The organism is Halalkalibacter akibai JCM 9157, from assembly GCF_000513135.1.
In the GTDB taxonomy this organism is placed as follows: Bacteria; Bacillota; Bacilli; order Bacillales; family Bacillaceae_D; genus Halalkalibacter; species Halalkalibacter akibai.
On record NZ_BAUV01000012.1, the window covers coordinates 15,443 to 29,175 of the forward strand.

Annotated in this window: 12 protein-coding genes, 1 pseudogene and 1 riboswitch; of the genes and pseudogenes, 11 read left to right on the forward strand and 2 right to left on the reverse strand. The window is 38.0% G+C overall.

Translation table 11 applies throughout. From position 1 onward, the window contains the following. Positions 1 to 2 precede the first annotated feature (2 nt). The 6 genes and pseudogenes from JCM9157_RS08940 (at position 3) to JCM9157_RS08965 (ending at position 6,617) form a co-directional block, all read left to right on the forward strand. The gene (locus tag JCM9157_RS08940) at positions 3 to 779 is read left to right on the forward strand and encodes an enoyl-CoA hydratase (protein WP_035664012.1); all 777 of its coding nucleotides are present in this window, start codon (positions 3 to 5) and stop codon (positions 777 to 779) included. A gap of 22 nt (positions 780 to 801) precedes the next feature. After that, positions 802 to 1,571 (forward strand): annotated as a pseudogene (locus tag JCM9157_RS08945) (electron transfer flavoprotein subunit beta/FixA family protein). A 14-nt stretch (positions 1,572 to 1,585) separates the two neighbouring features. Further along, entirely contained in the window at positions 1,586 to 2,563 is a 978-nt protein-coding gene (locus JCM9157_RS08950) for an electron transfer flavoprotein subunit alpha/FixB family protein (RefSeq protein ID WP_035664015.1), read from the forward strand. A 187-nt stretch (positions 2,564 to 2,750) separates the two neighbouring features. Then, a complete protein-coding gene (gene trxA / locus JCM9157_RS08955; RefSeq protein ID WP_035664016.1) occupies positions 2,751 to 3,065 on the forward strand; it encodes a thioredoxin in 315 nt (104 codons plus the stop codon). Between the two features lie 124 nt (positions 3,066 to 3,189). Beyond that, the gene (uvrC, locus tag JCM9157_RS08960) at positions 3,190 to 4,962 is read left to right on the forward strand and encodes an excinuclease ABC subunit UvrC (RefSeq protein WP_035664018.1); all 1,773 of its coding nucleotides are present in this window, start codon (positions 3,190 to 3,192) and stop codon (positions 4,960 to 4,962) included. Positions 4,963 to 5,059: 97 nt separating this feature from the next. Then, positions 5,060 to 5,247: riboswitch (Lysine riboswitch) on the forward strand. A gap of 122 nt (positions 5,248 to 5,369) precedes the next feature. Continuing rightward, positions 5,370 to 6,617 (forward strand): aspartate kinase, encoded by a 1,248-nt coding sequence (locus JCM9157_RS08965; RefSeq protein ID WP_035664020.1) that lies wholly within the window; start codon positions 5,370 to 5,372, stop codon positions 6,615 to 6,617. Between the two features lie 463 nt (positions 6,618 to 7,080). Here JCM9157_RS08965 and JCM9157_RS08970 read toward each other — a convergent pair whose 3' ends face one another. Continuing rightward, positions 7,081 to 7,476, reverse strand: a complete 396-nt coding sequence (locus JCM9157_RS08970) for a YslB family protein (protein ID WP_035664021.1) — start codon at positions 7,474 to 7,476, stop codon at positions 7,081 to 7,083. Between the two features lie 298 nt (positions 7,477 to 7,774). Here JCM9157_RS08970 and JCM9157_RS08975 point away from each other — a divergent pair, with 298 nt between their 5' ends. The 5 genes from JCM9157_RS08975 to JCM9157_RS08995 all read left to right on the forward strand — a co-directional run bounded on the left by JCM9157_RS08975 (position 7,775) and on the right by JCM9157_RS08995 (position 13,127). Then, positions 7,775 to 9,124, forward strand: a complete 1,350-nt coding sequence (locus JCM9157_RS08975) for a TrkH family potassium uptake protein (RefSeq protein WP_035664023.1) — start codon at positions 7,775 to 7,777, stop codon at positions 9,122 to 9,124. Positions 9,125 to 9,443: 319 nt separating this feature from the next. After that, a complete protein-coding gene (locus tag JCM9157_RS08980; protein WP_035664024.1) occupies positions 9,444 to 10,073 on the forward strand; it encodes a succinate dehydrogenase cytochrome b558 subunit in 630 nt (209 codons plus the stop codon). A gap of 12 nt (positions 10,074 to 10,085) precedes the next feature. Further along, positions 10,086 to 11,855: a succinate dehydrogenase flavoprotein subunit gene (gene sdhA, locus JCM9157_RS08985; RefSeq protein ID WP_035664025.1), complete on the forward strand. Its 1,770-nt coding sequence runs from the start codon at positions 10,086 to 10,088 to the stop codon at positions 11,853 to 11,855. Then, the gene (gene sdhB / locus JCM9157_RS08990) at positions 11,852 to 12,601 is read left to right on the forward strand and encodes a succinate dehydrogenase iron-sulfur subunit (protein WP_035664027.1); all 750 of its coding nucleotides are present in this window, start codon (positions 11,852 to 11,854) and stop codon (positions 12,599 to 12,601) included. The genes sdhA and sdhB overlap by 4 nt, the downstream gene beginning before the upstream one ends. A gap of 73 nt (positions 12,602 to 12,674) precedes the next feature. Then, a complete protein-coding gene (locus JCM9157_RS08995) occupies positions 12,675 to 13,127 on the forward strand; it encodes an acyl-CoA thioesterase (protein ID WP_035664028.1) in 453 nt (150 codons plus the stop codon). 95 nt (positions 13,128 to 13,222) lie between these two features. On the opposite strand, the gene JCM9157_RS09000 is transcribed toward JCM9157_RS08995, so the two are convergent. Next, positions 13,223 to 13,447, reverse strand: coding sequence for a helix-turn-helix domain-containing protein (locus JCM9157_RS09000; protein WP_035664029.1), 225 nt, complete (start codon positions 13,445 to 13,447; stop codon positions 13,223 to 13,225). Positions 13,448 to 13,733 lie beyond the last annotated feature (286 nt).

Below are 13,733 nucleotides of genomic sequence, written 5' to 3' on the forward strand. Positions count from 1 at the left end.
CAATGACTTATTTTAAGGTAAAGGTTGAAGACAAGGTTGCTCTCATTACTTTGAATCGACCTCCAGCTAATGCTCTTTCAAAAGGCGTTCTCAAGGAACTAGACCAAGTACTTAAGAATGTAAAAAGCAATGATGATGTACATGTCCTTCTTCTCCATGGCGAAGGTCGCTTCTTCGCAGCTGGTGCAGACATTAAAGAATTTACAGAAGCAAAAGATGGAGCGGAGTTTGCTCAACATGCGAGAATGGGGCAGGAATTGTTTGAAGAAATTGAGAATTTTCCTAAACCCGTCATCGTCGCCATCCACGGAGCAGCTTTAGGTGGAGGTTTAGAGCTTGCGATGGCATGTCACATTAGACTTGCAACAAAAGACGCTAAGTTAGGTTTACCCGAGTTATCATTAGGATTAATTCCAGGTTTTGCAGGAAGCCAACGTCTTGCCAGGTTTGTCGGAACGGCTAAAGCAACGGAAATGCTTCTAACGAGTGAACCGATAACGGCGATGGAAGCACAAGCACTTGGTCTTGTTAACTCGACTTATGAATCAGAAGAGTCATTATTAGCAGAATCTCGTAAACTAGCTTTGAAAATAGCTGCAAAAAGTAGAGTAGCAGTGGAAAGAACACTTGAACTGCTAACGTATAGTCAACCTTCGAAGCAACAAGCAGGTTCCATTCGTGAAGCTGAATTGTTCGGTGAAGTGTTTGACTCAGAGGATGGAAAAGAAGGCATACAAGCTTTTATTGAAAAACGTTCACCTAATTTTAAACATAAATAACCAAATAGTAGGAGGGTCCCACATGAATATTTTTGTAATTATGAAGCGTACGTTTGATACGGAGGAAAAAATTTCTATTAGTGGCGGTCGCATTGATGATAGTGGAGCAGAATTTATTATAAACCCTTATGATGAATATGCGATTGAAGAAGCGATTGTTTTAAGAGATGCACATGGCGGAGAAGTAACAGTTGTAACTGTCGGAGAAGAAGATGCTGAAAAAGAATTACGTACAGCACTTGCGATGGGTGCAGACAAAGCTGTTTTAATCGACAGTGAAGAGGTTGATGAATTAGATCAATTTACAACAGCAACTTTACTTGCTACTTACTTAAAAGATCAAGAAGTAGACATTATTCTAGGCGGAAATGTTGCGGTTGACGGCGGGTCTGGTCAAGTCGGTCCTCGTGTAGCTGAACTTTTAAATATCGCGCAAGTGACAACGATTACAAAATTAACGGTAGCAGATGGAAAAGCAACAATTGTACGTGACGTAGAAGGTGATGAGGAAACAGTTGAAGTATCCTTACCTGTATTAGTTACAGCTCAACAAGGTTTAAATGAGCCGCGTTACCCATCATTACCTGGAATTATGAAGCTAAAAAGAAGCCGTTAGAAACACTAGACTTAGATGATCTTGATTTAGATGAAGATGATGTCGAAGCAAAAACGACTACGGTAGAAATTTATTTACCACCAGCAAAACAAGCAGGAAAAATACTTGAAGGTGATTCAGCAACTCAAGTAAAAGAGCTTGTATCATTGTTAAAATCTGAAGCGAAAGTCATTTAATAGGAGGGGTATTCATGGCGAAAAAAACATTAGTCATCGGTGAAGTTCGAGACGGAGAATTACGTAACGTATCTTTTGAGGCAGTTGCAGCAGGGAGAACCGTTGCAGACGGTGGAGAAGTAGTAGGTGTACTTTTAGGAGAGAATGTAAGCGGTTTAGCTGAGTCGTTAATCCAATATGGAGCAGACCGTGTTGTTACAGTTGATCATGCTGATTTGAAATCTTATACAACAGATGCTTATCAACAAGCCCTTTTGCAAGTGTTTGATGTTGAGAGTCCAGAAGCGGTAATCTTAGGGCATACGGCTGTTGGAAAAGATGTATCCCCACGTTTAGCAATGAAGCTTAATGCTGGTCTGATTTCAGATGCTATTGCAGTTGAATTAGATGGTGGGGAACCGGTCTTTACACGTCCGATTTACTCAGGTAAGGCTTTTGAGAAAAAGAAAATCAATGAGGGCGTAGTGTTTGCAACAATTCGTCCAAATAACATTCCAGCTCTTGAACAAGATGCTTCTAGAAGTGGTGATGTTTCAAGTGTAACGGTTGATATTAAAGATCTTCGTACAACGATTCGTGATGTCGTTCGTAAAGCAACTGGTGGAGTCGATCTATCTGAAGCAAATGTTATCGTAGCAGGTGGCCGTGGAGTAAAGAGTGAAGACGGCTTCAAACCTCTACAAGAACTTGCAGATTTATTAGGTGGGGCAGTTGGAGCTTCACGTGGAGCTTGTGACGCAGAATATTGCGATTATGGTCTTCAAATCGGTCAAACAGGTAAAGTGGTAACACCAGATCTTTATTTTGCGATTGGAATTTCAGGCGCTATCCAACATTTAGCTGGGATGTCAAATTCAAAAGTCATTGTTGCCATTAACAAAGACCCAGAAGCACCGATCTTTGAAGTAGCTGATTACGGAATTGTTGGTGACTTATTTGAAATTGTCCCACTGTTAGTAGAAGAACTAAAAGCAGTATTAGTATCTAACTAATAACTTAATTTATGAGCACACCAAATCAGGTGTGCTCTTTCACATTCAAAAGATTCAAGGTGAAAAAAATGCGTACCAACTCAAAATAAGGTTAAAATAATGAACAGGCAACAGATTAGCCACTCAGTGTAGTGTTTGGTATAATCAAATTGAGTTAAAACATGTTAATATATAGGAGGTTTTTTTAATGGCAATTGTAAATGTAACAGATCAAACTTTTGCAACTGAAACAAGCGAAGGAGTTGTTCTTGCAGACTTCTGGGCACCTTGGTGCGGACCTTGTAAAATGATTGCTCCAGTCCTTGAAGAATTAGATTCTGAAATGGGCGATAAAGTCAAAATCGCTAAAATTGATGTTGACGAGAACCAAGAAACAGCTGGTAAATTCAGTGTAATGAGTATCCCTACTCTACTTGTTTTAAAAGACGGAGAAGTAGTAGACCAAGTTGTTGGATTCCAACCGAAGGAAGCATTAGCTGAATTACTAAATAAACATCTTTAATTTTTTTTATAAGACCGTTTCCTTCCTTTGGAGACGGTTTTTTTCTATTTCTAAGTATTGCTAAATAGATCTTACTTGCTTTTCTCTTCATTCTCGCAAACAATAGATAGTGAGGTGGAGTACGATGAGTCAAATTAAAGAAAAACTTATGTTTCTGCCTGATCAACCAGGCTGTTATTTAATGAAGGATCGACAAGGAACCGTTATTTACGTAGGGAAAGCAAAAGTGCTAAAGAACCGCGTTCGTTCTTATTTTACTGGTTCTCATGATGCTAAAACTCAGCGACTCGTAACGGAAATTGTTGATTTTGAATATATTGTGACCTCATCTAACATTGAGGCACTTATTTTGGAAATGAATTTAATCAAGAAACACGACCCTAAATATAATGTCATGTTAAAGGATGACAAATCGTATCCTTACTTGAAGATTACAAATGAAGAACACCCTCGTTTAATTACAACACGCCAAGTGAAAAAAGATGGTGGGAAATACTTCGGACCTTATCCAAATGCTGGAGCGGCAACTGAAACGAAAAAGCTTTTAGATAGGATTTATCCTTTGCGAAAATGTAATACGCTCCCAGATAAAGTTTGTTTGTATTATCATATTGGACAATGTTTGGCTCCATGTGTAACAGAGGTGTCTAAAGAACAAAATCAAGCCATGGTTCAAGATATAACGAAATTTCTCCGGTCAGGGCAAGATGAGATTAAAAAACAGTTAACAGACAAAATGATGAAAGCTGCAGACGAAATGGATTTTGAACGAGCTAAAGAAATAAGAGACACACTTCAACATATGGAGACAGTCATGCAAAAGCAAAAAATGATGATCGGCGATTTCGTTGACAGAGATGTATTCGGTTTTGCTTATGACAAAGGTTGGATGTGTGTTCAAGTTTTCTTCATACGTCAAGGAAAGTTAATTGAAAGAGATGTCTCGATTTTTCCTTTTTACAAAGAAGCGCATGAAGACTTAATGACTTTTATTGGACAATTTTATTTACAAAAAGAGCATCTCAAGCCATCGGAAATTTTGTTGCCTGATGAGGTAGATGGAGAATTGATTGAGCAATTGTTAGAGGTGAAAACACATCACCCAAAACGAGGTAAGAAAAAGGACTTGCTTGATCTTGCTAATCAAAATGCAGCAGTTGCTTTAAAGGAAAAGTTTTCGTTAATTGAACGAGACGAAGAAAGAACGATTAAAGCGATTGAAAGACTAGGTGAAGCAATGAAAATCGCAACACCTTATCGAATCGAAGCATTTGATAACTCAAATATACAAGGAACAGACCCGGTGTCGGCAATGATCACATTTTTAGATGGTAAACCAAGCCGCAAAGATTATAGGAAATATAAAATAAAAACAGTAGCAGGTCCAGATGATTATGGTTCAATGCGCGAAGTCATTCGTCGCCGTTACGTTAGATTACTAAAAGAATCTCTTCCGCTACCAGATTTAATTGTGATCGACGGTGGTAAAGGTCAAATTGCAGTTGCACAAGAAGTGATCGTTGATGAACTTGGGTTATCTATCCCTGTTTGTGGTCTTGCTAAAGATAAAAAGCATAGAACATCGCAATTGTTGATGGGGGATCCCCCCGTTGTGGTTCCATTAAAAAGAGATAGTCATGAATTTTATCTTCTGCAACGAATTCAAGATGAGGTACACCGATTTGCGATCACGTTCCATAGACAATCTCGTTCTAAAACATTCTTCAAATCAGCTCTTGATGACATACCAGGAGTAGGAGAAAAAAGAAAGAGGCAACTATTAAAACATTTTGGTTCTGTTAAGAAAATGAAAGAAGCTTCTCTAGAAGATTTTAAGCAATTATCTATCCCTGAAAAAGTAGCTGAAGCGATTATGGATGCATTGAAAAATGAGTAAGCTGACAGACGTAACAAAAAAATTGAAATTGCCCCTTGCGTCTTTTAAAAACCTTTGCTAGAATGAGAAACAATTAAATATGCCGCACTTCAATTGAAGTGATGGTAGAGGAGCGAAAACCATAAGTACACTTACTGAGGTGAATGAGAGCCAGTGAAGTAAGCAGAAAGGGGAATTCGCCGAAGTGCAAGGGTCACTCATATCCCTTGTGCTGGACCTATGCTGAATAAGTATAGGGCTGTCACATACCTACACCCAAGGGGTATGTGGAGAACTATCTCACGTGAGAAACAGGGAGCAGTGTGGTACCGGACGATTCGGTATGACGAGCAACAGTGAGGGGTTTTCCTTATTGTTGCTTTTTGGTGTTCCATCATCCCCGTGAGCAAATGGAGAGGATGAATCTAATGGCTAGAATAGTACAAAAATATGGTGGTACTTCAGTAGGATCGGTAGAGCGAATTAAACATGTCGCGAGTAGAATTGAACAAAGTGTTGTCCAAGGACATGAATTGGTCGTGGTTGTATCTGCAATGGGTAAATCAACGGATCAGCTCGTTCAATTAGCAGGTGATATAACAGATAATCCAAGCAAAAGAGAAATGGATATGCTGCTCTCCACTGGAGAACAGGTGACGATCTCCCTTTTAACGATGGCACTTCATGAGCTTGGAATTGAAGCCATTTCCTTAACAGGCTGGCAAGCAGGTATGCAAACCGAAGCTAGTCACGGAAACGCGCGAATCTCAGAAATCAATAGCAAACGCATGGAAGAAGAACTTCAGTCTGGCAAAGTTGTAATTGTGGCAGGTTTCCAAGGGATAAGTGGAACTGAGATTACAACACTAGGACGCGGGGGATCGGATACAACAGCTGTAGCTATAGCAGCTGCTTTAAAAGCAAGTCGTTGTGATATCTATACAGATGTAACAGGCGTATTTACAACAGACCCACGCTATATTAAATCAGCCCGTAAATTACATTCGATTTCTTATGATGAAATGCTAGAAATGGCCAATTTAGGAGCTGGAGTTTTACATCCTAGAGCAGTAGAATTCGCAAAAAATTACGATGTCCCACTTATGGTGGCATCAAGTATGGAAGATGTTATTGGGACTATTATTGAGGAGGAAGTGTCAATGGAACAAAGTTTAATTGTACGAGGAATAGCTTTTGAAAATGATGTAACAAAGGTAACGGTAAGTGGTTTACCAAACCATTTAAATACGTTATCAAAATTATTTACGACACTATCTTCACATCAAGTAAATGTTGATATTATTGTACAAAATCAATACGACGATAATCATGTCAATATTTCTTTTTCCATTACTCAATCTTCTTTGAAGGAAACATTAGCAGTCTTACAGGAAGCACAAGAGGAACTCCAATTTACAGATATTCATTTTGAAGAAGAGCTAGCAAAAGTTTCTATTGTCGGTTCGGGCATGGTCTCTAATCCAGGTGTTGCAGCTCAAATGTTTGAAGTATTAGCTGAAAATGAAATTTACATTAAGATGGTAAGTACTTCTGAAATCAAAGTATCTGTTGTGATCGAGGAAGCTAATATGGTGTTAGCTGTTGAAAGACTCCACGAAGCTTTCCAATTAGCTGAAGAAGCAGAACAAGTGCAGGAAGAAGTTTCTTCATTATAATTAAAGTAGCATAGCTAGTTTGTATTTAATATAAGCTAATAGACTTTTAGCAAAAAGGCCAAATCTAAATTAGGTTTGGTTTTTTGTGGTAGTAAAATCAAGATAGGGTAAAGGACTTGTGTAAAATTACTCAAGTGGTTGAGAGAACAAAGGAGGATCGGTCCAAAAGAAAGAGGTCATCATAAGGCGGATGAAGACCAAAATAATGAAGAAATTGAAGGAAAGAGGTCATCATAAGGCGGATGAAGACCGAAATAGGGAAGAAATTGAAGGAAAGAGGTCATCATAAGGCAGATGAAGACCGAAATAAGGAAGCGATCCAAAGAAACAGGTGTCATAAGACAACCAACCAAAGAATCTAAAGCTATAATAGTAGCTACCCAACTCATCCACTTCAGCCCACAAAAAAACGCACAGAGATCACCCAAAAAATGGTAGCGACCCCGAACGTTTTTCACCGAACCTAAATAATCTGATCTTTTCTATCAAGCTCTACAGTAATATGTATAACCTGTTTTTTGGCTGAATATGTAGCTCCTGCAATGCAGTTGTACCAAGATTCTAATTGTTGAGCCAGAAAGCCAGCCTCTAATTGGTAACAACGCTCATCTCCTTTAACCATCCATGGTCCTGTTAACTCGAACATTTGCATATTTTTCTTTTCTTTCGTTCTTGATAACAATCCCCAATTTGCTTCTTCGAAAAAGGATATTAATTCTTCTATTGTAGAAGTCGGATACTTACGTGCTAGTGATTTCCCGATCCAATACAGGATTGAATCGTGTTCTTTACCAAGAACATCTTTAAGAACATCATTACGAATTAAATCATAACCAAATTGATTGGTTTCTCTTACCATGGATTACATCTCTCCCTTGTAATACCGTTCCTTACTATTAAACCAGAAATCATAAGATTCGAAAACTGAGTTAAACTACTTTTGATCATAAACGAAGTAAAAACGTCATACAAGAAAAAATTCTACATCGAATTTATCGTTTCAAAATGTATTTTCCCATTATCCTCGAGTAAACATGACAACTAAAAATTGTTAAATAAGTGTTTAGCAAGAACCAGTCATTCATTTTTTTCTAATCTAGTCTAGATATTCCTTTAGTGGTATACTAAAGCCCGAATAAATGTGGAGGTTTTATTACATGAAATCTGGTTTAAACCAATTCCTTTCTCCTTTTAGAATTATCTTGATTGCTTATATTATTGCGATGGTATTATTTAGTTTCTTATTATACTTACCGATTTCGCACCAACCCGGAGTCGATGTTAGTTATTCCGAAGCGCTATTTACTTCTGTTAGTGCCGTGAGTGTAACTGGGTTAACTGTTGTTACGGTTCCTGAAACTTATAGTAAAGTTGGTATTATCTTTTTGTCCCTCGCTATTCAGCTTGGTGGAATTGGAATTATGACGATGGGTACTTTTGTCTGGATGCTATTTGGACGGAAGATTAATTTTGCGCAGCGAATGTTAATTATGGTTGACCAAAACCAAAATACATTTTCAGGTTTGGTTAATTTAATGCGCGGGATTTTGATTGTCGCGTTAATTATTGAATTTATTGGAGCATTGATTCTAGGTACATACTTTATTCGATACTTTGATACAGTGGGAGAAGCCTACTATCAAGGAGCCTTCGCCTCGTTAAGTGCGTTTACAAATGCAGGATTCGATGTGACAGGTCAGTCGCTTATTCCTTTTGCCAATGATTATTATGTTCAACTCGTTGTGATATTACTAATCATGGCTGGAGCAATTGGCTTTCCGGTTTTACTAGAACTAAGGGAATACTTCTCAAGAAGAAACTCAAATTTCAAGTTTAGTTTGTTTACAAAAATTACGACAACAACGTATTTTGCTGTATTTTTAATTGGTGTGGTTGGAATATGGGCGTTAGAAGCTGGTTATTACTATGTTGGATTAGAGTGGCATCAACAACTTTTTTATTCATTATTTAATTCGGCTACATCTAGAAGTGGTGGTTTAGCAACAATGGATGTTTCAGAATTAAACAGTGCAACCTTGCTTTTTATATCAGGTCTAATGATAATTGGTGCAAGTCCTTCCAGTGTGGGAGGAGGAATTCGAACAACAACAATTGCCGTCATGTTCTTAACGATACGTAGTTTTGCATTAGGGAAAAATGACGTGAAAGTTTTTGGACGTGAGATCCACCCTGAAGATCGACAAAAGGCTTTTATTGTTCTATCTGTATTTCTTGTATTACTTTTTCTAGCTGTAACCTTAATTGCAGCATTTGAAGGAAGAAATGAGATCAATTTAATTGCGATTATTTTTGAAACGGCATCTGCCTTCGGAACATGCGGATTATCAATGGGGATCACATCTGATTTATCCTTTGCAAGTCAAACGGTGTTAATGGTGTTAATGTTTATTGGCCGGGTAGGATTAATTGCCTTTTTATTCTCTATTCGAAAAAGAGAAACGAAAACACATTACAAATACCCTACAGAACGAATTATTATCGGTTAATGCTCAAATAAGAGTAATCAACGAATCTATAATGAAAAGACTTTGACTTTCTAATTAGAATAATAGAAAGCAAAGTCTTTTTTCCGTTATTTGGTCAATTTTCTTGTGAAAGGTTGTATACGGTTTCTTGACGATGTTACTTGATAGGAGTACAATAAATTTGTCGGATTTTTTCACAGAAATGTGATAAAACGTTCATATTTCTGCTTCTTCTATATTTTGTGTTTTTCATAGAAAACAACACATAGTATGGATAAAGATAGAAGAAATTCATAGTATGAGATTAATAGGGTTAAATTCATTTGTGGGGGAAAAGGGTATGGCTGGTAATCGAGAGTTTTTTAATCGTAAGTTACATTCACTACTTGGTGTCATTCCAGTTGGGGTTTTCTTAATCCAGCACTTAGTAGTCAATCATTTTGCAACACGGGGAGCGAGTGCTTTTAATCAAGCATCTCACTTTATGGAAAGTCTGCCATTCCGTTATGCACTTGAAATTTTTGTTATTTTCATTCCATTACTTTATCATGCAATCTACGGTCTTTATATTGCTTTCCAAGCAAAGAATAACACTGCTAGATATGGTTTCTTCCGTAACTGGATGTTTAAAATCCAAAGATGGACTGGTGTGTTTCTAGTAATCTGGATTACTTGGCACGTTTGGGAAACTAGAGTAGCAGCAGCGTTTGGTGCAGAAGTAAATTATGATATGATGGCAAATATTTTTAGTAATCCATTTATGATCGTGTTTTATATTGTTGGGGTTATTGCAGCAACATTCCACTTTGCAAATGGTCTATGGTCGTTCGCGGTATCTTGGGGAATTACGGTTACGCCTCGTTCACAACAAATTGCAACATATGTAACACTAGGTATTTTCTTTGTTTTAACTTTCATCGGTATCAGAGCTATTCTAGCATTCGTTAATCCAGACTTAGCAAACATTTAAGGAGTGAATCATATGAGTAAAGGTAGAATTATTGTTGTCGGCGGCGGACTGGCTGGTCTGATGGCAACAATTAAAGCAGCAGAAAAAGGAGTTCCTGTTGATCTCTTCTCTTTAGTTCCAGTAAAACGTTCACACTCAGTTTGTGCACAAGGTGGAATTAATGGAGCTGTTAATACGAAAGGTGAAGGTGACTCACCTTGGGAGCACTTTGATGATACAGTTTATGGAGGAGATTTCTTAGCAAACCAACCTCCTGTAAAAGCAATGACAGAAGCAGCGCCTGGGATCATCCATTTAATGGACCGTATGGGTGTTATGTTTAACCGTACACCTGAAGGATTATTAGACTTCCGTCGTTTTGGTGGAACGCAACATCACCGTACAGCTTTTGCTGGTGCTACGACTGGACAACAACTTCTTTATGCACTTGACGAACAAGTTCGTCGCCATGAAGTAAGTGGACTTGTAACTAAATACGAAGGCTGGGAGTTCTTATCAGCAGTTGTTGATGACGAAGGAACCTGTCGTGGTATTACAGCTCAAGATTTGAAAACTTCTGAAATTAAAAGTTTCCAATCTGACGCTGTCATAATGGCAACTGGTGGACCTGGTATTATTTTTGGTAAGTCTACTAACTCTGTTATTAATACAGGATATGCTGCTGCTAAGCTTTATCAACAAGGAGTTCATTATGCAAATGGTGAATTCATTCAAATTCACCCAACTGCGATTCCTGGTGACGATAAACTTCGTCTGATGAGTGAATCTGCACGTGGTGAAGGTGGCCGTGTATGGACGTATAAGGACGGAAAGCCTTGGTATTTCTTAGAAGAAAAATACCCTGCTTATGGAAATTTAGTACCTCGTGACATTGCAACACGTGAGATCTTTGACGTCTGTGTTGAGCAAAAGCTTGGTATTAACGGCGAGAACATGGTTTATCTTGACCTTTCTCATAAAGATCCGAAAGAACTTGATATTAAACTTGGTGGAATTATTGAAATCTATGAAAAATTCATGGGTGACGATCCACGTAAAGTACCAATGAAAATCTTCCCAGCTGTTCATTACTCAATGGGTGGTATGTGGATTGATTACGATCAAATGACAAATATTCCTGGTTTATTTGCAGCTGGTGAGTGTGATTATTCACAACATGGTGGTAACCGTCTTGGTGCTAACTCACTTCTTTCTGCGATTTACGGTGGTATGGTTGCTGGTCCAAAAGCGGTTGAATATATGAACGGCTTAGATAAGTCAGCTGATTCAATGCCTTCTTCTTTATATGAAAATGAAGTGAAGAAAGAGCAAGATGCTTATGACAACATCTTAAAGATGGATGGAAAAGAAAATGCATACATTCTTCATAAAGAGCTTGGTGAATGGATGACTGACAACGTAACTGTTGTACGTTATAATGACAAGCTTTTGAAAACAGATGAGAAGATTCAAGAGTTAATGGAGCGTTATAAAAATATTAACATCAATGATACAGCTAAGTGGAGCAACCAAGGAGCATCATTTACTCGTCAATTAGATGGAATGTTAAGCCTTGCACGTGTTATTACACTTGGTGCTTATAATCGTAATGAAAGTCGCGGAGCTCACTTTAAGCCAGACTTCCCTGAGCGTAATGATGAAGAATTCTTAAAGACAACTAAAGCGACTTACAACCCAGCGAGAAATGCACCTGATTTTTCATGGGAAGAAGTTGACACATCTTTAATTGCACCGCGTAAACGTGACTACTCTCAAAAAAAGCAAGGAGCTGGTAAATCATGAGTGAAAAAACAATCAAATTTAAAGTTTTGAGACAAGATGATCCAAACAGTGCTCCTTATGAAGAGGAGTTTGAGGTTCCATATCGTCAAAACATGAATGTAATCTCAGCTTTAATGGAGTTTCGTCGTAATCCTGTAAATACAAAAGGTGAGCAAACAACGCCAATTTCTTGGGACATGAACTGTCTTGAGGAAGTATGTGGAGCTTGTTCAATGGTTATTAACGGCAAACCTCGTCAATCTTGTACAGCTCTAGTTGACCAACTAGAACAACCAATTCGTCTTGAGCCAATGAAGACATTCCCAGTTGTTCGTGATTTAGTGGTCGATCGTAGTCGTATGTTTGATTCATTGAAAAAAGTTAAAGCTTGGATTCCAATTGACGGTACGTATGATCTTGGACCAGGACCACGTATGGCGGAAACAAAACGTCAATGGGCATACGAACTATCTAAATGTATGACTTGTGGTGTTTGTTTAGAGTCTTGTCCAAACGTAAATAGTAAATCAGATTTTATTGGTCCAGCACCATTATCACAAGTACGTTTGTTTAATGCGCATCCGACTGGTGAGATGAACAAGGAAGAGCGTTTAGAAACGATCATGAGTGAGGGCGGACTAGCTAACTGTGGTAACTCACAAAACTGTGTTCAATCATGTCCTAAAGGAATTCCTTTAACAACATCAATTGCTGCGCTTAACCGTGCAACAACGTTACAATCGTTTAAGAATTTCTTTGGTGCTTAATTTTCCCTGGGACTGATCTCTTATAAGAGATTGGTCTCTTTTCTTTTAACTATACATACAAAGAGGTGTTAGCATGAGGGTTCCTGCATATATAGATAATCTAGAAGAATGGGCTGCTGGCTTTCAATTTTCGGTACCGGTTAAGGTTAGGTTTTCAGAAACAGATGCTTTTGGTCATTTAAATAATACGAATGCCTTTGTTTATTTTGAAGAAGCTAGAATAGAGTTCTTTAAGCATTTAGAATTAATGCAAAAATGGACAAGTCCCGAACATGAAACGATGATTGTCGTTGCAGATCTGCAGTGTGATTTCATTCGTCAAATTAAGTTTGATGAGCGTTTAGCAGTTTCTGTAAAGGTTAATAAAGTAGGGAACTCTTCAGTTGATTTGCATTATTTGGTTCATAATAGCCGTAAAGAAGTGTGCTTAGTTGGAAGAGGTACAGTTGTTCAAATCGGAAAGAAATCTGGGACATCTGTTTCTTGGCAAGAAGAGATGCAGCGTGCTTTTTGCAGTCTAGTATAAACAGAAGAAGAGGGAACTCCGAATTTCGGAATTCCCTCTAAAAAGAAACGACTAAAACACAGTGAGCTTGTGGTGAGCTTGTGAAAGTAGTGTTCTTATATTTCAAGTTCCCCTAGTCGTATTAATTCGATAACTGCTTGAGAGCGCCCCTTTACCCCCAGCTTTTGCATCGTATTAGAGATGTGATTTCGTACTGTTTTCTCACTTATGAAAAGTTCTTGCGCGATTTCTCGTGTTGTCTTATCTTGGACAAGAAGTTCAAATACTTCCCGTTCCCTTTTCGTAAGTAAGGGTTTAGGTCCGAATTCTGCTCCTTTCAATTAGTTCACTCCTTCTTGCTCGGGCTGAGAGCGTTGTGTAGAACTCATTGGTTCCCACGGGTTTGAAGGGTTTTAGTCTCGATAGTATATGTCTGAGAGGATAACGACGTGTTTAATATTGAAAATAAAAATTAATTCATGTAACTTTGGACGAATATAAGCTAGAAAAATTCAAAAATGTTTTAAAAAAACGTAAACTTATCTATTGAAAGAAATGAAATCTCTGTGCTATACTTTTAGTGCTTGAAGTGGAAGAAATACTTACAACATAAAGTAATAACAACAA